Annotated in this window: 14 protein-coding genes and 1 pseudogene; 5 read left to right on the plus strand and 10 right to left on the minus strand. The window is 44.7% G+C overall.

Going from position 1 to position 26,672, the window contains the following annotated elements; translation table 11 throughout:
• Positions 1 to 155: 155 nt before the first annotated feature.
• From ACDJ59_RS09230 to ACDJ59_RS09240, 3 genes are all read right to left on the minus strand, one after another.
• Positions 156 to 1,010, minus strand: coding sequence for a carbohydrate ABC transporter permease (locus ACDJ59_RS09230; protein ID WP_413408521.1), 855 nt, complete (start codon positions 1,008 to 1,010; stop codon positions 156 to 158).
• A gap of 4 nt (positions 1,011 to 1,014) precedes the next feature.
• The gene (locus ACDJ59_RS09235; protein ID WP_413408523.1) at positions 1,015 to 1,887 is read right to left on the minus strand and encodes a carbohydrate ABC transporter permease; all 873 of its coding nucleotides are present in this window, start codon (positions 1,885 to 1,887) and stop codon (positions 1,015 to 1,017) included.
• Between the two features lie 126 nt (positions 1,888 to 2,013).
• The gene (locus tag ACDJ59_RS09240) at positions 2,014 to 3,324 is read right to left on the minus strand and encodes an ABC transporter substrate-binding protein (RefSeq protein ID WP_413408524.1); all 1,311 of its coding nucleotides are present in this window, start codon (positions 3,322 to 3,324) and stop codon (positions 2,014 to 2,016) included.
• Positions 3,325 to 3,483: 159 nt separating this feature from the next.
• On the opposite strand from ACDJ59_RS09240, the gene ACDJ59_RS09245 reads away from it, so the two are divergent.
• The gene (locus tag ACDJ59_RS09245) at positions 3,484 to 4,404 is read left to right on the plus strand and encodes a helix-turn-helix domain-containing protein (protein ID WP_413408525.1); all 921 of its coding nucleotides are present in this window, start codon (positions 3,484 to 3,486) and stop codon (positions 4,402 to 4,404) included.
• A gap of 238 nt (positions 4,405 to 4,642) precedes the next feature.
• Here ACDJ59_RS09245 and ACDJ59_RS09250 read toward each other — a convergent pair whose 3' ends face one another.
• From ACDJ59_RS09250 to ACDJ59_RS09280, 7 genes are all read right to left on the minus strand, one after another.
• Entirely contained in the window at positions 4,643 to 6,628 is a 1,986-nt protein-coding gene (locus tag ACDJ59_RS09250; protein WP_413408526.1) for a glycoside hydrolase family 127 protein, read from the minus strand.
• A gap of 303 nt (positions 6,629 to 6,931) precedes the next feature.
• Positions 6,932 to 13,291, minus strand: coding sequence for an S-layer homology domain-containing protein (locus ACDJ59_RS09255; RefSeq protein ID WP_413408527.1), 6,360 nt, complete (start codon positions 13,289 to 13,291; stop codon positions 6,932 to 6,934).
• Positions 13,292 to 13,309: 18 nt separating this feature from the next.
• Complete coding sequence (locus ACDJ59_RS09260; RefSeq protein ID WP_413408528.1) at positions 13,310 to 14,191, minus strand: carbohydrate ABC transporter permease; 882 nt, start codon at positions 14,189 to 14,191, stop codon at positions 13,310 to 13,312.
• A complete protein-coding gene (locus ACDJ59_RS09265; RefSeq protein ID WP_413408529.1) occupies positions 14,191 to 15,168 on the minus strand; it encodes a carbohydrate ABC transporter permease in 978 nt (325 codons plus the stop codon). Before ACDJ59_RS09265 ends, ACDJ59_RS09260 begins: the two co-directional genes overlap by 1 nt.
• Positions 15,169 to 15,210: 42 nt before the next feature.
• On the minus strand, positions 15,211 to 16,584 hold the full coding sequence (locus tag ACDJ59_RS09270; protein ID WP_413408530.1) for an extracellular solute-binding protein: 1,374 nt from the start codon (positions 16,582 to 16,584) through the stop codon (positions 15,211 to 15,213).
• A gap of 169 nt (positions 16,585 to 16,753) precedes the next feature.
• On the minus strand, positions 16,754 to 19,216 hold the full coding sequence (locus ACDJ59_RS09275) for a hypothetical protein (protein WP_413408531.1): 2,463 nt from the start codon (positions 19,214 to 19,216) through the stop codon (positions 16,754 to 16,756).
• A gap of 133 nt (positions 19,217 to 19,349) precedes the next feature.
• On the minus strand, positions 19,350 to 20,387 hold the full coding sequence (locus tag ACDJ59_RS09280; protein WP_413408532.1) for a LacI family DNA-binding transcriptional regulator: 1,038 nt from the start codon (positions 20,385 to 20,387) through the stop codon (positions 19,350 to 19,352).
• Positions 20,388 to 21,527: 1,140 nt separating this feature from the next.
• On the opposite strand from ACDJ59_RS09280, the gene ACDJ59_RS09285 reads away from it, so the two are divergent.
• The 4 genes and pseudogenes from ACDJ59_RS09285 (at position 21,528) to ACDJ59_RS09300 (ending at position 26,555) form a co-directional block, all read left to right on the plus strand.
• A complete protein-coding gene (locus ACDJ59_RS09285; RefSeq protein ID WP_413408533.1) occupies positions 21,528 to 22,172 on the plus strand; it encodes a GntR family transcriptional regulator in 645 nt (214 codons plus the stop codon).
• A gap of 33 nt (positions 22,173 to 22,205) precedes the next feature.
• Complete coding sequence (gene rarD, locus ACDJ59_RS09290) at positions 22,206 to 23,138, plus strand: EamA family transporter RarD (RefSeq protein ID WP_413408534.1); 933 nt, start codon at positions 22,206 to 22,208, stop codon at positions 23,136 to 23,138.
• Between the two features lie 419 nt (positions 23,139 to 23,557).
• A pseudogene (locus ACDJ59_RS09295) lies at positions 23,558 to 24,763 on the plus strand (IS110 family transposase); the annotation flags it as partial.
• A 1,591-nt stretch (positions 24,764 to 26,354) separates the two neighbouring features.
• A complete protein-coding gene (locus tag ACDJ59_RS09300; protein ID WP_076250515.1) occupies positions 26,355 to 26,555 on the plus strand; it encodes a hypothetical protein in 201 nt (66 codons plus the stop codon).
• The last annotated feature ends 117 nt before the right edge of the window (positions 26,556 to 26,672 follow it).

Below are 26,672 nucleotides of genomic sequence, written 5' to 3' on the forward strand. Positions count from 1 at the left end.
CTATAACCGTTACTCCACATACGTGGAGCTTACATCGATTACATCTCTTCAGATGATGATTGAATGCCCCATCCCATCTCCTAGTTCGAAGCAGAGGCAATAAAAACTTGAATGAAGCTTGGGACATCCATATCGTCAAATGGAGGGAGTTTGATTTAACCTTTCACCCCGCCAACTGTGAGACCTGAGATAAAGTAGCGCTGAAAGAAAAGAAACAGAATCAAGATGGGTACAATGGCAAGCACGGCTCCTGAGATCAGTTCCTCATAATGATTGCCCAATGGGGATACGAAGGAAGCCAGCCCAATCGGTAGGGTAAACTGTTCCGTTGTCCGCAGCACAATGAGTGGCCAAAGAAAGTTATTCCAGCTGTTCATGGCCTGCAAGATGGCAATTGCCCCAAATGCCGGGGCCATCAGCGGCACCATGATGCGGAAGAAGATGCCAAACTCGGTACAGCCGTCAATTCTGCCTGCATGCATAAAATCCTTGGGCAAACCCTGAGCGAATTGTCTGAAGAAGAAGATCGGCAAAGGCGCCACCACAAAAGGCAGAATAACGCCCCATACTGTATTTATCAGCTTCAGTTTAATTGTCAATTCATACAGGGGCAGGATAATAATTTCCATTGGAATCATCATCACAACCAGCACAAGAGTGAAGATTAGGTTCTGTCCTCTGAACCGGTACACGCCCAGTCCGTAACCGACCATGGAGGAAAATAAGAGGCTCAGTACTGTGAACAACGCGGTGATGACCAGACTGTTTTTGTACCACGTGAAGTAGTGGCTTGCCGCTCCTGATCCGGCAAAAATCGTCTTATAATTGTCCAGGCTCATTAATGCCCAATCCCAACGAACGTTGAGGCCGTACCGGAACAATTCGGCAGCTGGCTTCAGTGAGGCAAGTATTAGTGCATACAGCGGAAACAGCATCAAGACAGCCAAAACCACAAACAACACCAGTAACAGCACAGAAGCAGCATTTATTTTATTTTTCCGTGTCCCCAAGGTACTAATCCTCCTTCCTGAACATGCCCAGCACGGTCAGCTGAAGCATGCTGATCAGGAGCGTGATCACCAGCAATGTGATGCCGATGGCTGCACCGAATCCGAGATTAAAATATTGGAATCCCTGCTGATAGATATAACCCACCATTGTCAGTCCGATATTTTGCGGAGAGGGTTTGCCTGCCCAGAGCATGTAGCTCTCCGTGAACATCGCATACCCACCATACAGCGTAATCGTAATCACATAGATAGTAATTGGCTTAAGCATAGGCACCGTAATATTCGTGAATTTCCTCATCACTCCAGCACCATCGATATCTGCGGCCTCATACAGATCCTTGGGAATGCTCTGCAGCGCGGAGAGAAAGTACAGCATGTTAATGCCCATCCAGCGCCAGCCTGCAAGCACGACCAGTGCAACCATGGCTAGTGACGAACTGTATAACCACTGCTGGCTTGGAATACCAAAGACGCTCAAGATGGAGTTCATCAGCGCTCCGTCAAGTTCTCCGAAGATGAGCCGGAATACAACCCCAGCTACAACAACCGAAGTCAGTGCAGGAATAAAAAGGGCTGAGCGAAGCAGGTTCCGCGCCATCATGCGACTGGAATTGAGCAATACGGCAAGCACCATGGGAACCGGAACCAACAGCAGCAGCGTCCATAAGGTATAACGCGTGCTATTCCACATTGCATCCCGAAAGTCGGCGTTCCAGAGTTTGCTGTAATGCTCCAGCCCCACAAACTGAACATCTCCAGGGAGAACCTGCTGAAAGCTCATCATGCCAGCCCGGAACAACGGATAAGCGAAAAAAATGAGAAATGACAAGATAAATGGCAACACAAACCAATACGGAGCCCATGTTCTGGAATTCAATCTGATGCTCCGGCGCCTGTTGGCGTGTACTGAAGCTGTTGTTTCCTTATGAAGCTGCACTGTGGACCAACCCCCCACCTGGAATAAGCCATATCCTCTATATCAAAAACGATCCAACAACACCGTTTACCGAGTCAATTCAGCCTGCACGTCATTCAAAACTTGTTCAGGATCCTTCATATTAATGAAGATTTCTGGCATCGCTTTATTACGCACCGCATCGAATACTTCAGGCGACTTCTCCCGAATGTGGACTGGAGCAATCTCATCCTTCACTTCGAGCAGGGTGTCGAAAATATCATCACCGAAATAATCCGTGTATTTGTTCGACTCCTTCATGGCTGCATCTGTCCATACATCTGTGCGAATCGGGTCAAATCCAAGCTGCTTCCAGATCTGAATGTTACCCTCTTTGGACAATTTGGCATAAGCGAGAAATTGCTCTGCGAGTTCAATCGAAGCGGACTGGTTGGTGATGGACGTTGCTGTACCTCCCATGCCTGCGGAACGATTACCGCCCTCTTCCCAGGCCGGCATTGGGCGAATGATCATCTTGCCCTTGAGATCCGGGATATGATCGGTGAACCGGTTCATGAACCAGAACGGCATAAATACCGCTGCTGCACTCCCCTTATCCATATATCCGAAGTATTCTTCCGTGTCATGCCCTGCACCGGGTGCGACAGCAGCAACACCTTCTTGGACCATTTTCTGAAAGAACTTCATCGTTTCAATATTGATGGGGGCGTTCACCGTTACATTGCCATCGGCATCCACCTGATCCGACTTCTGCTGGCTAATGGCCGGCCACCAGGACCAGTTCCCGTTACCTTCAAACGTGATCATCGGTTTGCCTGTCTTCTCGAGCACCTGCTTCCCTGCCTGCTCGAAATCGCTCCATGTTTTGATATCATCTGCGTTAACGCCCGCTTGATTCAGACTGTCCCGGTTGTAATACATGACGGTTGCCCCCACATGGTAATCGATACCGTAATATTTACCTTCCTTGCTGTAGATCTCCACCCGGGATTGCACAATGTTATTCAGTTCGGGCTGAATCATGTCCGTCAGATCGACCAGCTGTGGTACACCTTTCATAAAATTGGGGAACTTGCTCTGCTCGATATCAACCAGATCAGGTGCGCCCACACCGGATTGCAAAGCAAGCAATAGCTTGGTATGCATATCGTCATATGGAATCGTGGTTGCTTCCAGTTCAATCTGTTGATCAGGATGGTTCTGATTCCACTGCTCTGCCATGCTCTCATAAAATTTTTGATGGGCATCCACAAAAGTCCAGAAGACCAGTTTGGTCACTCCTCCGTTTCCTGCCTCTCCAGATGTCCCTCCTGAAGCTTCCTTCGTAGTACTGCAACCACTCAGAGCCATCACCACCACAAGAAGGCATACCCCTAACCATACCTGCATTTTCTTCATGTAAATTCCCCTCCTAAGGTTGTAATCTGAATCCTTTTAAGGATAGAAAACCGAATTTCGTAAGCGCTTTATTTTATATGTTACTTGTTGTATCATAAAAAATAAATGCTCGATGCCAACATGAATTTTAAATATTTCAACCTGTTCGGAGGTGCCTGATTGGACTCGCCCATCCTTCATTTCATCACCCCGCCCATTCCCTATTTTATTGATTGCGGACGTGCTTATTACGAAGCCGGTGAATATCACATCAGCCGCAGTGAGATCGGTGTCTTTGACCTGATTGTCGTTACACGTGGCTCACTCGCTATTAGCGAGAACGGGACAGAATGGTTTCTGAAACAAGGAGAAGCACTGATCCTTAAGCCGGATGGACACCATTACGGCAGCGCTGCCTGTAAGGCGGAAACAGAAATGATCTGGATTCATTTTCAAACCTATGGCAGCTGGAGAGAGTCTGCCAACATGGACGAATGCCTCGCCAATCAGGCCGAACTAATCGAGACACATAAGGTAAGCGCGTATCTTAACCACTGTGATGTCTGTTCCATCTTCATCCCCAAACATATGCACATTGCAACCAAAGACATGGAACTGCTGGAGCATTTCTCTCAACTTGATCAAGAGCCTCAGTCCATGCGCAATTGGAAACGACAGGCGACCTTCCAGCAATTTATGCAGCATCTGGACCTTGGTCTGTCCTCACTGTCCGACGTTGCCGCCATTCGGATTGCCGAGAAAATTGAACTCTACATCCGACACAATTACCCTCAACCGATCTCCAATCCAATGCTGCAAAAGGAACTCAACTACCATCCAAACTATCTCGCACGCAGCATGCTGAAAGTGTATGGCATGACACCCATGGAATATCTGCTGCATTACAGAATCGAACAGGCCAAAAAGCTGCTGCTGCAAACCGCCTGGTCCGTTGCTCGTATCGCCGAAGAGATCGGCTTCAATCATGTGTCCTACTTCTCTTCCTGTTTCTCCAAAAAAGAGGGCATCTCACCTTCCAACTTCCGCAGCAAGTTCACCAATACAGAAAATAAACTGACTCATTCAGAACCGATGACCTAAAAAATAAAAAGCGTCCGCTCACCAGAGATCACGTTATCCTACAACGCGCATCCCGGTCCTGTCGGACGCTTTCTCTTTTTGCCTACCCCTTTTGAAGAAGCACTAGACACCTTTAAACCTAAACTTCACCTTGACCTGCTTCTGGTTCCGCAGGACTGATAATCGTCACTGTGTCAACAGCTTTTAACTCGGTCCCTTCTACTGTTCCTCAAACGGTAAATTCCTGGTAGACATCCCCTTATTCGCACTCCCGAATCCAAACACTCATTTCCCCTTCATCCCGATTGGCCCAAGTGAAGTAGGGAATGAAGCGAAGATCGGCAGGCTGGGCATCCCAGTGGACATCACTGCGATACAGATGTGTTCCCCAATCTTCATGGGATACTATTCGCTGCCCAATGGTTGTAAATGCCGGAACCCCCAGAGGCATCCGATCCCCGCTACCGATATGAAACTGGGCGTCCCGGGGCAGCTGAATGCGATGCAATCCGCGGCCATTGTCGACTTCTTCCAGACAGTACATAAACGGTCCCCGCTGTATGGCTACTTTTCCGAAGGTGGCTCTGATGTGATCATGCCCTTTCATCCGCAGCAACTCCATAGGGAAGTGAAGCCTGATCTCATCACCAGCTCTCCATGTACGGGTCACTTTCATGTAACCGCATTCGGAAATAAATCCACTCTGTTCTGTCTTTTGCCCATTAATCCATAACTCGGGAATTTCGCACCAGTCCGGCTTTCTCAGAGCTATCGTAAACTCCATACCTTCCGAGGAATCGGGCCGAACGATCAGCTTCACTTCTCCGGTAGAGGTGTAGTCAGACGCCATAGTTAGAGCTACTTTTCTATCCTTTAGTGTGAATTCCCCTTCCCCGCCGATGTACAATTGCACATACAACGTAGCCTGTTCCACAACTGGGGTATACACATATTGATCCAATGAGGCCAGTAATCGTGCAATGTTCGGCGGACAGCAGGCACAACCAAACCATCCTTGCCGGCGTGTTCGCACGTGGGCATAATTAGGATTCACACGTTGAATCTCCGGATCGACTTCAAGCGGATTCACATAGAAGAAGCGTTGACCATCCAAGGACATTCCACTAATTACCGTATTGTACAGAGCCCGTTCCATAACGTCCGCATACTTGCTATCCGGCTTCATCTGAAGCATACGCTTCGCCCAAAAGATCAGGCCAATCGAGGCACAAGTCTCTGCGTAGGCAGTATCTCCCGGCAGGTCATAATCACCTGTAAATGCTTCTTCTTTTGCTGATGAGCCAATGCTTCCCGTAATGTACATTCGCTTGCTTACGGTGTTGCACCACAATCGTTCACAGGCTTCTTTCAGTGATGTTTCCCCCGTCTTTGCAGCTACATCTGCCATAGCCGCACACATGTACACCAGTCGAACCGCATGGCCTTCAGCTGTCGTCTGCTCCCTAATGGGGAGATGAGACTGGGAGTAGGTGTGCCGATGCACCATTTCCAACTCGCCAAAATGTACGGTACGTCCCCTTTGTTCCCATTCCTCTACAAAAAAATGCGGACTCGCTCCCCGCTGATCCAGAAAATAACGGCTTAGTTCGAGATATTTCTCTACTTTTGTCGTCTCATACAGCTTGAAGAGTGCAAGTTCAATCTCCTGATGCCCATCATAACCAGGCAATTGTCCCGGCTCTGTACCAAACACGGTGCCTATATGATCTGCCAGACGAATAACCACATCCAGCAGCATGCGCTTGCCAGTGGCATGATAGTACGCCACACCAGCCTCAATCATATGTCCTGCACAGTAGAGTTCATGACATTCGGCGAGGTTTGTCCATCGCGCCCCAGGTTCACGCAAGGTAAAGTAGGTGTTCAAGTAACCATCAGCTTGCTGCGCCTGTGCTATGGTGTCAACAACGGAATCCACGAGGACTTCCAGTTCCGGATCGGGCTTCGCAGAGAGCAGGTACGCAGCTGCTTCAATCCATTTTGCAACATCGCTGTCCTGAAATACCATCCCATAATGAACACCCTCTTCCTCCCCTGCAGCGATGCGAAAATTCCGAATGGCCCGGCTTGGTTCAGCTCCTTCGATACGGTCATTGAGCGCTTCCCATTGGTAGGGAACAACCACGTTGCGGACCAGTTCAATATAATGTGACCAGAATGGATCATTGATTTTATGGCTATATCCTGGTGTCTGTGGATGGTGCGGTACAACTGGTTTTGTCATGGGAACCTCTCCTTGTTTCTATTCAATATCCTTATTTTACAAATCATTACATCAGGGTGGAATCATCATTTCCAACTGAAATTTATATGATTACAACCTTGCACGAGTGCCTTCCTTGCTACAATTGTTCTTCTTCAGGCTTTTCTCCTCAACAAGATACACGGCTGGCAGCTTATAACCATGATTGGAATCGGCAATTCGGATGTAAACTGGTCAGTATAATATAAATAATGGTTGCCCCTCAACAAATATGTTGGGCAACCATTATTTTTGTAACAAGCAGATTCTAGAGTTGTCCAGATTCTACTTTTCTAGGTTTGTCAGCAATCGGTAAATTACCGTCACCACTTGCGCACGTGTGGTCTGGCCATTAGGGTTAAAGCGGCCATCCGGCATGCCTGTAATTAAACCACCCATGCGAACAGCCTCTACTGCTGCTGTGGATTCCGAAGAAAGATTCTCCAAATCAACAAACTTCGCAGAATCATCTTCCCCTTCAGTTGATAATGTAACATTTAAATTACCTGCTAGACGATAAACCATCACGGCCATTTCCTCGCGGGTAATTGGTTCATTGGGACCAAAAGAGCCATCTGCTTTGCCTTTGACAATGCCCAGTGTATACGCACTTGCGATTGGAGTGCTGTACCATGTGCCTTCTTTGATATCGCTAAATGCGGGTGTTGCTGTCTCATCCAACAGATCGAATGTGTTCATCAACATTTTGAGGAATTCTGCACGGGTTACTTGAGATGTTGGATTAAATTCTCCCGCTCCCGTTCCCTCAATAGCTCCTCTTGCTGCAAGTGCTTGAATGCCTTCCACAGCCCAGTTCACATTGACCAAGTCCTTAAAGGCTGCGTTTACGCCAAGTACTCCGAACATGCCGTTCTGCTCCATGTTAAACTCAAACATTTTTGTGGATTCATTATATTTACCACCGACTACAGCTTGGGCAACTCCGGCATCGTTCAGCGTAAATGCAACCACCTGATGCCCTTTCAACCCGGCCTTCAACTGATAGGGCATGCCTAGTCTAAGTCCTTTTCCATGCAGTTCTTTAGAAGAAATATTTTTCCCATCCGCATTCACCGTAAAGTTGCTGACTGCGCCAGCTTCACGAAGTTTTCCAGCTTGTTTTGGCAACTGGCTTGGTTCCACGGCTTCAAAAACCACTCCAAGAGTATTGATGTCCTTAAACGTAGTCAGGAATTGATGAGGTATCGTCAACCCGGCTGATCCCATTTCAATTTTTATACTGGTCAAAGACTTCGTAGTATTAAGCGTTTTCCACGGAAGCACGGCTTCGACTTGTTGTGTTTCCAAGTCCTTTTTGATGACAATAGTTAACTTCCCATCCTTCATATCTTCCAGCGCTGCATTAATATCGCTGTCTGTAAGCTGAGCCTTGGCCTTACCATCTTTTCCGCTAGCAACTGCTTTTACTTCGATTCTGCCTTGGTTCACGGTAACTGGCGTAAGCTCTTTCGAGTCCGAAGGCGTAGGAGCTGGTGCTGGTTCTGGAACTGGAACTGGTGTTGGAGCCGATGGCGATGGGCTTGGAGTCGGTGTAGGTGTAGGTGTAGACAACAGCTTTAATCCCGCAATGGCAGAATCCAGCGCGAGAACCGCAGCATCAATGTCAGCCTGAGAAGCCGATCCGCTCGTCAACAATTGCTCAGCAGAGGCCATCTTTTCCGCTAGGTTCTGCCAGCTTGCCGCCGTGTAGCGTTCTTGCTTCAACGCCTTTGATTCATTCAACTTTGCTTCGAGCGCCGCTGTATTCACTGGCGGATTTTTTGTAACCATCAGGACAGTGTACGTCTTCGTTGTGATTTGATCAGCACCTGTTACCATCACTTTGTATCCCGTCTTCAAATCAATTGCCGACGTGAACCCATCGGATTCGTACACCGCGAATGTCACACTTGCGGGAACGTTTAAACCAGTTTTAAGTTCCTCCAACGTTGTCGATTCAGGAATAACAATTTCCTTGGCCAACTGATCCACAGAACCGCCGGGAATGTTGATACCGATAATAGTTACATTGTGTTCCTCTACGGGCTCTAGAGCTTCAAAAGCTTCAAGCAACGCTTTGTACGCTGAATCGATATCTCCTTCGGTCGAAGCGTCATTATCATACATGTCACTAGCTAACTGCAAAACTGTTTGCAATGTTTGCCATTGTTCCGGTGTGCCGATATAGTTCTCTTCGTTCACGGAAGGATCTGATGCGGCATCAATTGCCGCTTTCAAACGGGATTTATCGTATTTGACATAAACACGCAGGCTTGCTCTCAGGTCGGTCCCTTCCACACTACCAAGTACAACAAAATCGGTTGCGATGGATAGCTTATTTTCGGGAATCTCATCCCACACTACATTGGCCAGCCCTTTCGTATTGTCTGCATAAGTCACAGTGACTTGGGAAGGCAGCTCAGGCATGACGTTGATGGTCGTATTAACTGATGCTGGCTCAATGGCTGTTATCGCACCATGCTCTGTTTGAGGTGGTTCTTCCCCTTCAGGTTTGGCCGATATAGCCCGCCATTCTTTTAAACCGGTGTACACCGAACTGCTTTGGTTTTTCATCGTTAAACGTAATTTGTCGGTCGTGACTTCATTAAAGGTGACTTGGTTGAATTTACCCTTTTCCATTTTCTTCTCACTAAGTCCGCTAACCGCCACATACTCGCCCGTCTCCTGATCGAAGTACTCAAAGTCGTAATCAACTGGAACCTGAACGCCGCCTCCATCATCATAAAAGTACATCGAACTGCCAGACAGAGTCACAGGGTTTTTCCATGTATATTCCACCCAATGATTCTGGTTGGGCGATCCCCAGTTTCCATATTGCGTTTCGATCTCTGGGTTACCGATGCTCCCAGAGACTAAAGGAATATACCCGTCATTCACCGAGTTCAAAGATTCCCATGCCGATGTATAAGAAGCACTTGTCGTAGCCAACAGGGCAGCATTGCGATAACGAAGACTCTCTTCAGCAAGGCGCACTCGATTCGTCATGGACTGCACTTCATCGAGCGAATAATCATCTTGCGCAAGCAGTTCTTTGGCTTCAGTCAACGCTGCCTGCAACGCCTGCCACGACTCCGACGTGAAGTCATCGGCATTGCGAACAAGCTTGCCTTGCGGCGATATCCGGTCTGCAAACTTGGCAATGACATTAGATAATTCGGCCGTCGCTACGTATACTGTGATGGGCACTTCTACCTTCGTGATTGCGATCCCGTCACTGACGCTTAACTCGTAGACGTATTCGCCAACCCCACCGAATGTCACATTTAATGTCGACTGATCCAGTGTCTCTGCCTGCACTGCACCAGCATCGCCCGACACTAGATTCCATGCATACGTCAAACGCCCGCTTGGCAGACCGTCATCTGTAATTACTGGTGCCAACTTCAATGGGGTTCCTTGCTCCACGTTCACCGGCAAGTCTAGTAGCACTTTTGGTGCAAGGTTCTCCGAAGGCGTAACGTTCAGGTCGTTATTGTAGATTTGAATTTCCTTAATTCCTGTTGAATAGCCCGATGCATGCGTAAAATGGACTCGGATAGCCGCAGTGTTCACCGCATTAAATTCAACATTATTGTAATTTGCGGCCACATAATTCGGATAACGGAATTGCCCTTCTACAGGCTTCCATGTGGTGCCGTCCGCATCCAAGTATTCCACACCAAACGTTTGCGGGGCTGCATAACCGCTTGGCCGCCGGTCATTATAGAAGTACACTTTCACGTTATCGACTGATTGGAATCCGTCAAAGTGAAACGTAACCGATTCGGATGGGTTCGGCGAGCCGCCGAACAACGCAGTATTCGACGTATGGTTAATCGATGCAATCGTGGACCCGTCTGCCAGTCTGTTTACATTGGAATTGCTATGGATATAGCTGGATTCAACCGTAGTACCAGATGCCGTTGCCAGGTTTACGCCTTTATGCTCCACATCAACTCCAGCTTTATTGAACATGTCAACTGCTTTTTTATCACTTTCGAGTGAAGTATCATCTGCCGAAGCCAGATTAACAGCGCTACCAATTTCATAAATAACGTTGGTGTTTGTGTTGTCTCCAACCGCCCCTGGCACATCCCCGTCCGGTTTTTCTACCTTGCCGGTGGCTGTATCAAAAATGATATGCGACATTTCATCCGTAGTCATAACACGTTCGCCATTGATGAACAACGAGTATCCTACGGGGATATCCTTGTAATATGGATCGCTATCGCTATATTTGGCCGGGTCCTGCCACACAATGGACAGATTGGCATCATGATAACGCACATTGTCCACGGCAAAATGGTCATATTTGATATCAAGTGGCCAAAGCTCGATTTTATCGTCTGCTCTTGGCTGAAGACCTGCCATATCCTCCATGACGGAATAATTCATCATGCCCAGCGTATCATGGTGAATCCAAGCACGCACCATCTTGCCACTTGGATTCGGTGGGTTTTGCGGCGTCCAAGGCGTACCAAAGAAATAATCCTCCAGCCAGAAAAATTCATTGGAATCCAGGTGATCGGTATTGCCTGGTTCAACCGTGTGTAGCCAAGCACCCCAGTCAAACAACGTTTTGTAGGTGTCGCTGTTGATATTCTCCATCGGGTAATGACGCAAAGAAGCACGGATCGTATTGATATAATTGCCAAAGTTGCACCAAGCGAACTGGTCGGTTCCGAATGCGCTGGTCTCTCCATTCTGGAATGCTTCCACACGTTTCATGATACTGTGCTGATCTGCCGTGAAGAATGGGAAAATTGGGTAATAGTTCGGATCTCCGTAATCGGCCAACTGAGTCAAGTACTTGGATTCGTATCCTGCTTCCCCTTCTTTCGGCACCACACCGAAGTTAAAAACAAACATATTGTTGTCACGCCACGGATTGAATACGTCTTGTTGATTGATGACTTTTTTGTGCAAAAAGCTACCTTCTCCGTTGGTATCGGCTTCGCCGTCACCGTCAAAATCTGTTTCGTCGTACCACATGTTGTTCAGAATTGCGTTCCGAATTCGCTGAGCAACCTCTTCCATACGCTTTGCGTTTGTGTTATCGCCGAGTTGTTCATACATTTGTTGGGTGGCTACTGCGTTTGCATACGCTGTAGAAGAACCGTCCAAACGTGCATAGTTTCCGTTTCCTTTCCAGTGCATGGAAACCGTGTCCCCATCATTGCCGGTAATAGGCCCGTGATTGTAATAGACTAAATCAGGATTGGTTCCCCGGAAATGATTCAGAGTGCCCGTCACATCGCTTGCAGAGAAATCAGCGAATTTTTTCAACACCTTTTCTCCGCCACCATAAATCTTGTAAGCTTCCCAACCGACTTGCGAGGTATTTTGCATCATATCCCACGTCCAGATATTTGGCCGTCCCGGATTGTTTTTGTAGTTGGCGTTTTCAGAATACTCGCCTTGGGATAACCAAGTCCCATATGCATAAGATGGATCTCGCAGCCACTTCAAATCTTGCAACACCCATGGAACACTAACTGTGATGCCGTTGTTATAACCCAGTACCCCTTCCATGTTCATCGGGAATTGCCAGTCGTTTCCGGGTATGTTGGCTTCCAGCAAGTTGAAGCGATTGGACCACCAACGGTAATACAGAACCTTCTTCACGTTTTCGTCTGGAATATCGATGTAGGGGATATTTTGTGCCCACCATTCGTTGTATTCCTTCACCTGTTCACTGAAAGCCTTTTCATTAGTGCTCGTTTTAAACTCAGCGTACTGCGTTTTCGAAGCAGGGATCCCTTCGGCCAACCACCCCATGACCACTTTTTCATCCACCGATGTGCCTGCAGGAACCGTAATCTCTTTAACCAAGTCATTGCCAACAGGCATCATGCCGTCCCCGCTGAGATGAACGTCAACATGGGACATCGCTTCCACATACTTTTCTCCGGCGCGTCCAACCATGATTGGAGCAGCCACCCGTTTGCCGATCAATTCATCTCCCTCGGTTTCGGTCACAAATGGAGATTTGACCGTCATCGTTAACGTAATTGGGGCATTACCGTTATTGGTTAACTTTAATAGAGTAACAGCACTGTTAGAGGAGGTAATAAATTTACGCTGGCTGATGTCCAAACCGCCACTGTTGTAGGTTTGGTCAGCATGGCTAGGGTAGTTTTTACGAGCACCCTTGTCTTCCACAACGGCTCCCGTAGAAAGAGTAATGTTGTACATCGTATCCTTGTTGAGAGTATCCGCATAATGTACCGTCCCGACAAAACCGAGCTGCCGGTTATCCTGCGTTTTCATGTACAGCGCGCTCCCTCGGCTGAACAGCGTATTGGCACTGCCATCATCGTTGTTGTCGTCTGGAATGACACCTTCGTTAACCAGCAACTTATCGAGCCATGGCAAGTCGGCATGATCTGCAGCGAATTGGTCAAAATCAAAATCTTCGATCGCTTTCATCATTTGACCGACAGTTTCCTGACTGAAATCCACGGGCTCGCTTACGATCTGATTGTTCTTCCACGTTGCATCACCATAATCGGTACCTACGCCTTCATGAACAAAGTCTGTCGTATAGTTCGCCGATGCAGGTATGATGCCTGTATTCAAAGTTACGACGGTGGCCAAAGCGGCCACCCACATTTTTGTTGCCCATTTCCTCTTTTTTTTCGCCATTGTTTCGTCTCCTCCTTATTAACCTTTAATTCCCGTCAACGTAATGCCTTCTACGAAATATTTGTTGCCGATCAGGAAAAACACCAGGCAGGGAAGTGTTACGATCAGTGCAAGCGCCATGACTTGCTCATAGTTTGGAATACGCATTCCGTTCACCATGTACAAGCCCATAGGCAAGGTATAATCGGCCTCTGTTTTCAGATAAATCATGGTGTAGAAAAATTCATTCCAACAGTTGATGAAACTGAACAGTGCAACAACGATCATGGCAGGTCGAATCAGAGGCAGCATGATCCGGTAATAGATGCGGAAATAACCCGCGCCATCGATTTTGGCCGCCTCGCTTAGTTCAGCAGGGATTGTCATAAAAAATTGTCTTAGCAGAAAAACGAAGTATGCATTGCCGCCTGCGCAAAAAAAGGCTGGAATAATTAGTGCAGGTTTGCCTGCAAGTCCAAGCGATGTATATAACGAAAATTGTGGCAGCAGTGTAACTGCACTAGGCAGCATCATACTGCTGATAACGAGCACAAACCAGGCGCCGCGCATGGGGAACCGTAATTTGGCAAACGCGTATGCAGCAAAGCTGGTCGTGATGACGGTGCCAATGACATACGGAACGACGATGGACACCGAATTCCATAGCTGCCGCCAGAACTGAATCCGTTCCAACCCTAGCCTGAAATTCTCGAACCCAAGCTCCTTTGGAAAAAATACAGGCGGCCTGGCCAATATTTCCGAATGACTCACCATTGCGCCGCGTAACAGCCAGTACAATGGAAAAGCAAAAATTAATGCAAGCAGGAGAGATAACAAAATCAAACCGAAATGAATCGCTTTTCGTCGGTTTTTTGCCTGCTTGATGCTTGTATATTTCACCGGTGCAGGTGCCGTCTCCATTATCTCACCCACTTTCGTTTGCCCATAGCATCATCACGTTTCAGCGCACCTTGGAAGTAAAACAACACGCCCGTAATCACCAAAGTAATCAGAAATACGATCCAAGCTTCCGCCGATGCCAAACCTCGCATACCCACTTGTACAAAGGAATGGTCGTAGATCATGACGTTAATAAAGTATGTCATTCGGTCAGGCGCGCCATTTCTCGATAACACCACACTTTGGGTGTAAATCTGGATTGACGTCATCATACACATGATGAGCTGAAAAAAGAGTACGGGTTTAATCGTAGGATAAGTCACCTTTAAAAACTTGTGCCAGGCGTTGCCTCCGTCCATCTCAACGGCCTCCAGCAGTTCTCCAGGGACGTCCTGCAACGTGGCGATAAATACAACGATTGTCCCGCCGCATGTCCACAGACTCATAATAAACAAGGTGTAGAAAATCTGAAGTGGATCGTTGAGAAAATCCCAAGGCGGAATGCCCATTTGAAGTAGAACCCAATTGACGAGCCCACCTTTGGCCTGATTTTGCAATAGCATCTGCCAAACGATCGTTGTCGCTAGCATCGGTATGACAGATGGCAGAAAAAAGATAGCTCTTAGCAAATTTCTCCCAAGAAACTTGCGGTTCAGTAGCAAGGCAACGATCAGGCAAAACACGATAACAAGCGCAACGTTTACAAAGGCGTAAACCAGCGTAACCGTAATCGACTTTTTGAATTCAGAGCTCGGATTGCTGAAAATATACCTAAAGTTATCCAATCCGATCCATTCCATGACCTGACTACCGCTCATAATCGTAATTTTATGAAAACTGTAGTATAAACTGGCGAGCATAGGATACATCGTCAGCACCAAAAATCCGATAATGGCGGGGGCAGCGAATAGATATCCGGCAATGGCCTCTTTGGTGGCACCTTTTGCAAATCTTCTGGCAGGAACGGTTTCCGAACTGATTTTGCGTTCTGGATTCATAAGCATAGCCTCTCTTTTTGAATTCAAACTTTCTTCCTATGGTTAGGAAACCTTCCCGCTTTCCCACAGCGACTTGATTGCCGGCATAATCGCATCATAAATTTCTTTGACGCTTTTTTGGCCAGATAATGCCTGATCAATCGACTTTTCATATTCCGTGTTCATTTTTAAATAAGCCGGAACATAATACGCAGGCCATTGGACGATGGCATCCTTCGTCGTGGCATAGCTAAGAATGGTTTCCTTTGCACTTGCTGGTAGTTCAGCGGTCCATTTATCAATTAAAGCTTGGTCTGTATACCAGTCCGCCTGATTGGGCAACCATGCTCCGCTTTTCAGCAAGTCCAGGCTGTTTTCTGGGTTAACCATATAGGCATAGAATTTTTTGGCCTCTTCGATATGTTTGGAAGTATTGTACACAACGAGTGGAGCTCCAGCATTCATGGTTACTGCTTTCTCCATTTTCGGGAGCACACCTACACCAATATCCTCATTGCCTTTGATATTCGCTAAATCCCAGGATCCGCTCACAGTCATAGCATAACCCCCGCTTAACGCATCCACAGCGGAGCCAATTCCTGAACTCCAAGTATAGCTAAAGGCAGAAGAAACTTTGTCTTTGTTCACAAGATCAGCTAGTTTCTGAATACCTTCTGTCGTTTGGGGGGAATCCCATTGGAACTCTTTTCCATCTGGGGATACAATGCCTCCTCCATTGGCGTTCGCTGCCCAGAAATGATGAAATTCACGCCCTGCCGTAAAACCAAGACCATAGTTTTCAGTCAATGCAGCATCGAATCCAGCATCGGCGGCTGTCTTACCACTCGAATCCTTGGTTAGCTTCTTAGCATTGGCAACAAAGGTATCCCAATCCCAGGCTTCTTCAACCTTAGTAGGTGGATATGGAACCCCAGCCTCATCAAATTTCGATTTGCTATAGAACAACAGTTCCATTTGGTTGGACAAGCCTACACCGATAACTTTCTGTTCTGGAGTATGGATGGTGATTGCAGGAAGTTTCTCCGGAATGCTTCCATCCGCAAGCAGGTCGGAAATGTCCTCTAAAATGCCCATCTCATTATACTTTTGAATGTCAGCTTCCCCCATGTAACTGATGTCCGGCAATTCTCCGGACTGAAGCCTCGTCTGGATGAAGGTGTCGAATGTGCCGTCTGCCGGCAACACCTGCGCATTAATTTTCACCCCGGTGTCCGCCGTATATTTTTCTGCAGCGGATTCCACCAGTTGCTTCTGTACATCATCCCCCCAATACAACAACTCAAGGGTGATGCCCCCAGCGGACGGATCCCCGTTGCCTGCTGCTGCATTTTTGGCATTGCCGGAACAACCTGCTAACGTGGAGAAAGCCAAGGTTAATGCGAGAGACAGAACCAACTTGCGCTTACCAAACCTCATGTTTGTTTCCTCCCTTTTTCAATGCTATTTATTTCAAGTCAACGAATTTAATCGTTTAACTTAAAAACATGGTCTTGTTTCATATCCGGATGATTATATGGTGCTGATTGTGACCAAGCCTGTACTTCCCTTTATAGAACAAGTGGAAACTGCCAAGTTAGAAGACTCGTCATAGGCAAACTCTGAACTTTCCATTTTCCAGGCGAATGCTCTTTTGCAATGTTCCTAGAGGAGCTCGGAATTCTAAGTGTTCTTCACGGAATACGTACCTGGACGGATACGCCGCATAACTTTTCACGGTCCAACCGTCATGCTCTTCTGTCACGAATCCGTTGACACAACTTAATCTGCCTTCTTCATCTCGATAGAGGTACGTCGTAGTTCCAAACCCCAGCAAATACGCCACTAATTCTTCACCCATATCCCAGTCATCCCCCGATACATCGGAGAACAAAGCGGCAAACAGCGGATCATCTGCTTCCACGAACACCGATTGTCCGAAACGATTACGCGACAATGACGGCATGTTCAAGTTGGGTGCAGATACACTATACGTCGAAGCGGCTTCACCTGGCTCCATCTTTCGCGGGGTGGATCTTACATTCCAGTCATAGCAATGAAAGATTGCCATCGTAGAGCGATAGGCTGCTTCCAGATATTCTGTATTACCGAGATGTTCATAAGCAACCAATGCCGACGATGCCACTAGTCCTCCCCACAAGGAATGAATCATTGGGGACAGTGCTTCCCACCATCGATCCGGATTCTGCAGCCTATAGTCGTTGCTGAACCCGATATTCGCCAAAATAAGCTGACCATATTGTGAAGCCTCGTCGGTATGCCCAAGGAAACATAATGCGTTGCACGTTGGACCAAATCCCGCATTATCATAGAAGTGCTCAGTAACGGCCCCGCCATAGTGCCGAACACCAATTTCCATTTCCTGTCCAAAGCGATCCCATAGCTGTCGTAGTTGGTTATGTAATTCAGCATATTCCTTGTCTTTCAACGCTTGTAGCAGTTCACGTATGTAAAGGATAAACACACCATTTAGACGCGATTCGTCCTTTTCTCGCTGACCTGAATGGCAATCTGGATCAAGTCGCAAACACATAACTTCGGCGGCCCATTTCAAATACTCGGAAGGAGAATGCAAATGAAGCAGCTCTTCATCCATTTGTGATAATAGATAAAAAACGTGCGCGATATAATCGAAATCGTAGATACGATAAAAGTTACCGTACAAAGGTTTCGGCCGGGACAAATCACCTTCAATGAACCAGTGCACCTTCATATCTAGCACCGCAGCTGCTTCCGTCTTTTTAACCTGCTCGGCAACAGGCGAAGACATCCCATTTTTCATCAATAAGAATGCCAATTTTCCCAGTGACTCACCTTGGTTAGATAACGGACGGAATGCATGGGGCCGATCCGCTGTCTCCCCGCCTTCATAGCTATTTAATGCCAGCCATTCAGCTCGCTTTTCAAGTAAGGTGTGAACGGGTTCAAGGACATTCCAAACCAGCATGTCACGACGTCCGTCCTTGAGTATCAACTCCAGTTTACGTTCTCCCGGTACGTCAGCGGGTAGGGTTACTATGAACTCCTGTTCAACAACAGGGTTGCTAATTTGATTAGAGCCTACGTCTAGTGACATAGACTTTTCTGAAGGAACCAGTAGTGCGGAGATATCCTGCTCTTCAATGCCATTCTGGTGTCCAGGCGCACTGTATAGCTTTAACGACCTTATTTCAAGATCCCTAGGCAAACGGACTGAGGCTGTGAATTGTCCTCCTTCAGGCACAACGGGTGTAAAGCTCCAGTGAGGATGTCCGAGGACCTTGCCTTGGTGGTAGAAATCCGTCAGATTCTGGAATGACACAAATCCGTACTCCCAATTTTCCGCTTGCCCGGGCGTTAACGTTAAAGAGTTGTAAGCGCCATCATAGATCCAATCGGTAAGTACCAAATCTTTCAATGAGGTCCCATCCTCCACTAAAGAAAGTCTGTGGAATAACAAGCCGTCCAAAGATGGAGAAACTTGCTCTAGAAAGCGGTTACAATAACGACAATGAGAACCCATGGTGGATGTATTCCCTCTGAGCGTGTAGATTCCCAGATGAGGTCCGTCGTTACTTCGTCGTACAGCAGCAAACTTGGCAAAGTTCCCACCGATGTGCGTAAATACGGCGCAGGATTCATGCATGTTACGGTAAACATCATGCGTCCGAAACATAATGTAGGCGAGAGAAAACCACACATGCAACCCTTGAATTTTAATGTTCGTATCCGATTTATTGGTCAGTTTGATACCCCAGCGGAATTGATCGCCTTCCAGCAAATATGAAAACAAGATCTTGACCTGTACATCTTTGAACTCAACAGTAACATGGTTCGTGCTATGTTTCGTAATATTTGGCTCAAACATCGAGCTTTGAACAAACCTATCATTCAACTGCATACTCCATTCGCCAAAGAGCTTATCCTCATCCTCTTGGAATCCAACCTCTTGCAAATAATGAGGATCTACTACCCAATTCATCTCATGCGGATCATCTTTCATCACCAAGGACTGAACGGTACCACGTTCACCAAATTCGATCCTGAATTTTTCATTACTAAGAATGGTCACTCAGATCTCCCTTTCATTGATCAGAATTAAGTTAAACGTTTAAATTACTTTGAAAAGAGAAACTTAAATTCCTCTTTGGTATTGCAAAGCCTACCTGCGTTGGTTCTATATATGGAAACTGGCATGCGCCTTTTTAGCTTTTAAGCTTCCGAACGGAATCGCGTTCGATCAAGCGACATTCCGGCATGGTTAGGTTTTGAATATCTTCTCCATTGATTAGGCGGTAAAGGGTTTCTATCGCTAAATCTCCCATCTCATGAAGCGGTAATCCCATTGTTGTCAGACGTGGGCTCAGGTAATCGCTGAATTCCCGATCATCAAAACCAACTACAGAAATATCTTCAGGAACGCTTAGCCCCTTTTCCTTCGCGGCCTGAAGAACCCCGACGCCCATAACATCGTTCATTGACAGGATCGCAGTCGGCGGATTGTCCATGTCGAGTAGCTCGTTAGCGTACCTATAGCCCGAATCTCTTTCCCAATCCCCCATCTTTATTAAGGAAGGATCAAACGGCAATTCAAAATCGGTGACTGCTTTGTAATAACCGTTTAATCGGCGTCTTGAAGGGATTGAATCCATTAAGCCACTAATAATTGCGATGCGACTGTGTCCCATTTGTACCAAGTAGGACATCGCTTCATAAGATGCCTGTTCATCATTATACTGAATTGAAATATCGTCTTGTGTGTAACCGTAGGTGTATATAATCGGTTTACCTTCAACATTGATTAGACCTGTCAAGTCGCGAGTGTGAACTCCGATGTAAATGATACCATCCACCTGTTTACCAAGCAGTTCAGATACAGCACTGCCTGCATACTTACGGTAAGCTTCGACGTCTTGAAAATTACGGCCAATTCGTTTGTCGAGCCTAAGGTTAACCAGCAGGATATGAAGGTCGTGACGGTCTCCAAAGTCGTTAATACCATCGATAATATCCGGAGCGTTAAAAACAGTCACATCCTCCGTAATAACACCAATTGTGTTGGTACGGTTACGTTGGAGGCTTTTAGCAATCTCGTTCGGTTTGTAATTCAATGCTTCGATGGCCTCCTGGACCCTTCTGCGCGTTTCGGGACGCACATTGCGAGTGCCGTTGAGTACATAGGAGACTGTAGCAATAGAAACATTAGCCCTAAGTGCGATGTCCTTTATGCTAGTTTTTCTCATAGGTCTCTCCTGTCTAAGCATACGAACCATCGTTCATTAGCTGTTTAAACGTTTAGATTTTACTTTGATGATTGAATATTACCTTACAATCACTGATTTAGCAATCGTTATTTGGGATTTTATTTTCACAATATTTTGAGCTGAGACACTAGCCTTGACTTTATCATGACTAAGAGCAGATCTCTTTTATTAGACGTTAAATTAAGTTAAAACTTCCATATTCTATTGAACATAAAGGCCCATTTAGCATAATAAAATACAGCTGATCACCGGGGCTCTAATGTGATTAAACTAACCTCCCTGTTAGTTGAACAAAGGTAGCCAATTACATTGATCGGCTACCTTCTTTTATTTTTTTGATCTAACGTTTTTTATTTAAATTGAAACTTGGCTTCTACCATATCACTTGCGATGGGTAACTCGTCACCCTTTTTCCAAATGAGGATAGGTTTTTTCGGTGACCCATAATATACGGCTCGTATTCCCACACCTTGATTGGATTTAATAAGAGGACGAACCGGTACCATATATACATCCCCATCATTTACCTTATAATTGATCTGGTTTACATTGAACCCGTCCGTCATTTTTACATGATATACAATTTTACCGTCCTTCAACTGACTTATATCAGTTATTCGTATTACCTCCGTAGGTAACTTGGTTCCTGCCCGGCAAACGATGAAAGAAAATCTCGCTGATCTCTTACCAAAGTATTTGTAACTTCGATGGTCTTATCGTTTATCCCCTTCTTAATCAGACCCGTAATCTCAGACCGGTAAGGTGGACAGATACGAACTCCTACATGCTCGCCAGTTAGCCACACTTCTGCCTTTTCATCTACTGAAAGAATAGCGCTTTTGGCGTTTTAGGACCATCATTTTGATTTAGCTTGATAGGTAGGTTGCGGTACCCCATAAAGATAAGAGCAATAACTAAGTGGTTGGCATCAACATGTGAAGTCATGTAAACCAGCAATCATCTAGAGTCTTGACAAATCGTGCACGATGCACCAAAATATAAATCGTGCACGATGCACCAAGTATAAGAGTTTAAGAAAATATACAGGTTCACAAAAAGATCCTTTTGTTTGAAATTTTTCAAATAGTATAAGTCAAAAAGACAGTGAGGTAGCATGATATGAAAACTCCAAAAATTGTAACAATTAAAGAGCAAGTGTACGAAATAATTAAAAATAGGATTTTGACTCAGGAATATCAATTTGGCGAAAAAATCAATATTGGTTCATTAAGTAAAGAACTTGGTATCAGTAATTCTCCAATACGCGAGGCATTGAGCCAGTTAGGACAGGAAGGCCTTGTTGTATCTACACCTAACAGTGGCTTACGTGTAGTAAATATGTCAAAAAGAGATTTATTTGAACAGGCACAAATGGTTTATTTTTGGATGACTGGCTCCTATAGATATTGTGCTGAAAATGATAAGACAGAACAGTTAGTTAGAGGCCTTGAAGAATGTCTAAAAAAACAGAAAAAATATTATGAAGAGAAAAATCATTATAAATTTATCTATTATTCCAACTACTTTGACCGATGCATTTTAGCTGCGACAGAAAATAGCCGATTGCTAAAACAATTCGATGCTATTTTCCCCTTGTTCTTTCTAGCTTCAGGGTCATATCTTCAAGGAAGTGAAAAAGAATGGCATCTTAGCATTCAAGAGCACGAGAAAATTTTGTTAGCAATAAAAGAAAAAAAACATGATGAAGTTCAAGAGGCAATTAAGGTGCATTATTTTAAGCCTAGCTGGACTTTAGATATATAAGGAAAAGTATTGGAGAAGGTGGTTTGTATATTCATGAAATTTAAACAATCTAATGAACAATCAGTTGGGGTTATATCAGGAGCAAGCGCTTACATTATATGGGGAATATTGCCTGTATATTGGAATCTTATTGGTTCACTTTCTGCTAAGGAAATTCTTGCTCATCGAATTGTTTGGTCTTTTGTCTTTATGATTCTTGTCTTAGTTTTTATGGGGAAGTTAAAACAATTTTTTATTGAACTGTGCACACTGTTTAAAGAACCAAAGAAATTGTTTGTTATTTTCGCTGCTTCCATTGTAATAAGTATGAATTGGTACACTTATATTTGGGCTGTAAGTAATAACCATCTCGTTGAGGCAAGCTTGGGCTATTACATTACTCCTTTGGTAAGTATTTTGCTTGGCCTTATTTTTCTCAAAGAAAAGCTATCGTTTTGGTCAACTGTTGCCTTTATTCTAGCTTCTATTGGCGTACTTAATATGACTTTAAATATTGGTACTTTTCCTTGGGTGGCTTTATCTCTAGCTATTACTTTCGGTATGTATGGGTTATTGAAAAAGATTACTCAATTAGAACCTATGACAGGTCTTACTATAGAAACACTTATTATGGCCCCTTTTTCCTTACTATTCTTAGGAAATCTTCAGATGAAGAATGAGAGTGTATTTACTCAAGGTTCACCTCAAACAATTTGGTTATTAATGGGGGCTGGAGTCATCACTGCCGTACCTTTGCTCTTATTTGCGATTACCGCAAAACGTGTTTCATTAGCTATGATAGGTTTTCTTCAATATATTGCACCAACTATTATGCTTATTCTAGGAATCTTACTCTATCATGAACCATTTAATTACGAACAAATTTCATCATTTATCTTTATATGGATTTCACTAATTCTATATACCCTATCTAAATCAAAATGGTTTATCAAAATGGAAAAGAAAATATTATATTTAAAGGGATAACTCTTGCTCTAAAATTTTCTTTCTCTATTTGTTTATGAGAATTCAACTCAATGTATAAGCGGAACTAGTCAACACAGAGTTACCAATAAAAAATGTCCCTTCATACAGTTCCATATATAAGCATCCATTCCAGGAAACACTCTTCAAGTCATTTAAGCTACGCTATCCTGCCCGTTCGTATTATGAGATCAACCAATTCTTTCTGGTTGATCCTTTTTGTATTAACTTCGAGGATTAGGGTAGCCGGGTCGAACGTACCTGCCCGTGGGACCAGATCCCGAGCGTTATAATGTTCACCCCTACTTGTCATGACCATGATTGAGGCTGGTTGGGACATCGATCCCGTATCACATGCGATGCTGTGGAGCGACAAGGAGTTCGTTGGGGCTACCGGTTAATTGATTTCGAGGAGAGATAAAATGAACCCTGTTATCGGGCTAGACATATCTAAAGAAGAAAGCCACGGACAAGCTTTCTTAGATCGAGGAAAACCATACCGAGGGATTTTCTATTTCCAACACACACGGGATGGGCTTGAGATATTGCTTCAAGTTATTCAGGACATCGAACGTGAATCAGGTCATCGGCCTACAATCATTCTGGAAGCAACCGGGCACTATCAAAGCCCTGTCGTTCAATTTCTAGAGGAACATCACTATGTATTTATCGTAATCAATCCGCTCATTTCCAATCGGTTTCGAAAAACGAATCTCCGTAAAGTGAAAACGGATGCTGCTGACGCATATCTTCTGGGCGAGCTGTACTATAGAGAGGAATTCGAACCATTCAAAAAAAGAGGTGTGCAACTTCTTAATATACGTTACCTGACGCGACAACACGAGTCCTTCTCTAAGATGTGTGTGCAGACGAAGTTGCAATTCCAAGCTGTTCTGGATCAGGTCTTCCCAGCGTATAAAGGTGTTTTTGGGGCTATGTATTCTAACGTATCTCTTCGCTTCTTGCATGAGTTTCCGACCTCATCCTACGTTTTAAAAGTCAGTGAAGAGACACTTAAAACGACAATTAACGCACTGCTATCTTCAAAACGTGGGCGATCAGAGAGGTGGATTAATGAACGGGTTCAACGGTTGATGGTGGCTGCAAAACAAAACCCATTTCAGCAAACTATGTATGAGAGCCACCTCATCAATCTTAAGATCTTAATTAGCCTTATTCTTCAGTACCAGGAGCATCTTGCTATGTTGGAGAAAACCATCGATGCCCTAGCTACTGAGATTGAAGAGTATGATTTAATCCAGTCGATTCCCGGTATTGGCCCTAAAATTGCTGCAACAATTTTATCGGGAATTGGTGAAGTCGATAGATTTGATCATCCTAAGAAACTAGTTGCCTTTGCAGGCATAGATCCCAGTATTTTTGCTTCAGGTAAATTTACAGCAACCCGGAATCGAATTACCAAACGTGGTTCCAGGCAGCTTAGGTACGTACTAGTTATGGCGGTACAGTGTGGCCTAATCCGATCTCGCGACACTCGAATTAAAGAGTTTTACGAACGCAAGAGAGCTGAAGGCAAACCTCACAAAGTGGCATTGGTAGCATGTGCGAACAAGCTAGTTCATTGGTTGTATGCCATTTTGAAAAGTAAGAAATCGTTCCGTTCGGTATTACAAAATAATGGTGTAACCTTCCAATTAAGCTCGGATTGGAAGGTTATTTGGTATGCTTATTAATAAATATAACACAGGCTCTCGAGTTGTTTTGCTGGAAATGTTGACAAGCTATTAGCTGGTATAGCTTAATGAATTAACAAGGAAAAAATCGATTAGGAAAACACCTAATCGGCATAAGAGCATCTTCTTGTCCATACGATAAACGGTTCAAGTTCTTGTCTTTTTACAATGACTAAGATCTAGGCAATGTGTTCGTCCCTTGTTACAAAAGTATATTCCCCCTTTCCATTTAAGGCTATAGTTCCGGTTGAAATACTTTTGAGCATTGAAGCTGGTCTCTTGATCATTATCCAGCCATTAGTGCCGTTAATTACTCAATAGAGACCACCACTTCCACTAAGATGTTTTCTAATCGGAAATGGGAACATGTTCTTGTCCATTTCCGCAATCGGGCTACATTCTTGTCCATTCCGGTAATCGGTACAAGTTCTTGTCCTCAACCACTAGTTCCATTACCAAAATTTCGTACTTTTAATACCTAAACACTTGTGATTTACCTTTTCAGCGTCTCAGTTGTCCATAAAAATTTGAATATTTCCATGTATTAAGGTGCTTAATGAGGTTTTGAATACATATGGTCATTGTTTAGGAATATATCTAATCGGAAATAGGAACATGTTCTTGTCCCTCTCGGCAATCGGTACAAGTTCTTGTCCTCAACTGCCAGTTTTAGTCTGATATTTCGCTTTTTTAATGCCTAGCCGACAGTGTTTAACCTCTCATCGTGTCAGTTTTCCTTTAACAATATGAACATTGTTATGTATTATGGTATTTAATGAAGTTGTAAATGTGTGTACTTAATGTTTAGATATACACCTAATCGGCAATCGGACTATGTTCTTGTCCATTTCGGTAATCGGTACAAGTTCTTGTCTTTTGCTCGGGACAAGAACTTGTACCGATAAAATAAAAAAGCCGCTAAAATAGCGACTTCAATCGGACTATGTTCTTGTGTCCCTCGACAGGACAAAAACATTGTTCCTTAAAGGACAAGAACATTGTTCCATTGCCCTCTTTTTCCTGAATAAATGGTCTGATCAATACTATCGTTGGAAAGACAGTATTGATCAGAGAGTTCATCTATCGTTAAACCATTGATATATTGTTGACGTATTGCCTCGTTTCAGTGTCTTAAGTATTTTCGACTTCCCGAATTTTCGCCCCACTTCTTCCGTTGCCCTTCAGGTGTTGGGACGTAAACCATGTTACCGTGGATATATTTCTTTTATCTCCACTACCTGCTAAATTTCTAGTCAGTCTCGATATATGGATAAATGTGTCTATCTGCATCTATGTTCCTCGTAATTTCTCTCATCTCATATGGTTTAATGTGCCAACGGTATGAAGATATTTCCGCTATGTAGTACTGGCTGATAATCGCCCCCCATTTATTTAGCGGACACACTTGCTTGAAAGTTAAAGTTTATTTAAAACTTCTGATTTTGTTACATTCTATACTAATTCATCATGTATTAAACTATTATTATGCAATGAGAAACTCTATTTCAACCTGTGAGGTGATTTGATGAACAAGATTTTAGCGATCTCGATTTTGGGAATGGGTTTAACAGGTGCTGTTTTAATCATCTCAATTGCTCTGTTGTTTAACCCCCCAATAGGAAGTGTGTTGAAGATGGTTACTGCTGCTTCAACATTATCTTTTATTATATTTGCTGTTTCGGCTTTGATATTTCGTCGGCGATTAGATGATGAAAATAGAGAGTAATATATTTATACTTCCTCGATTTAGGACGAATGATTCCCAGTAGCAATCCTAACAATGTTTCTGCTTATCTTCAGAAAATAATGAAATATATCTCCTCCAACATGCATTCTCCCCTAC

Source organism: Paenibacillus amylolyticus, assembly GCF_047302515.1.
GTDB classification, from domain to species: domain Bacteria; phylum Bacillota; class Bacilli; order Paenibacillales; family Paenibacillaceae; genus Paenibacillus; species Paenibacillus amylolyticus_G.

Bases quoted from the DNA above. Each gene is read 5' to 3' on its own strand.
- ACDJ59_RS09285 (WP_413408533.1), top strand. From the start codon at position 21,528: ATGAAAACTCCAAAAATTGTAACAATTAAAGAGCAAGTGTACGAAATA.
- ACDJ59_RS09300 (WP_076250515.1), top strand. From the start codon at position 26,355: ATGAACAAGATTTTAGCGATCTCGATTTTGGGAATGGGTTTAACAGGT.
- ACDJ59_RS09260 (WP_413408528.1), bottom strand. From the start codon at position 14,191: ATGGAGACGGCACCTGCACCGGTGAAATATACAAGCATCAAGCAGGCA.
- ACDJ59_RS09265 (WP_413408529.1), bottom strand. From the start codon at position 15,168: ATGAATCCAGAACGCAAAATCAGTTCGGAAACCGTTCCTGCCAGAAGA.
- ACDJ59_RS09240 (WP_413408524.1), bottom strand. From the start codon at position 3,324: ATGAAGAAAATGCAGGTATGGTTAGGGGTATGCCTTCTTGTGGTGGTG.
- ACDJ59_RS09270 (WP_413408530.1), bottom strand. From the start codon at position 16,584: ATGAGGTTTGGTAAGCGCAAGTTGGTTCTGTCTCTCGCATTAACCTTG.
- ACDJ59_RS09280 (WP_413408532.1), bottom strand. From the start codon at position 20,387: ATGAGAAAAACTAGCATAAAGGACATCGCACTTAGGGCTAATGTTTCT.
- ACDJ59_RS09255 (WP_413408527.1), bottom strand. From the start codon at position 13,291: ATGGCGAAAAAAAAGAGGAAATGGGCAACAAAAATGTGGGTGGCCGCT.
- rarD (WP_413408534.1), top strand. From the start codon at position 22,206: ATGAAATTTAAACAATCTAATGAACAATCAGTTGGGGTTATATCAGGA.
- ACDJ59_RS09250 (WP_413408526.1), bottom strand. From the start codon at position 6,628: ATGACAAAACCAGTTGTACCGCACCATCCACAGACACCAGGATATAGC.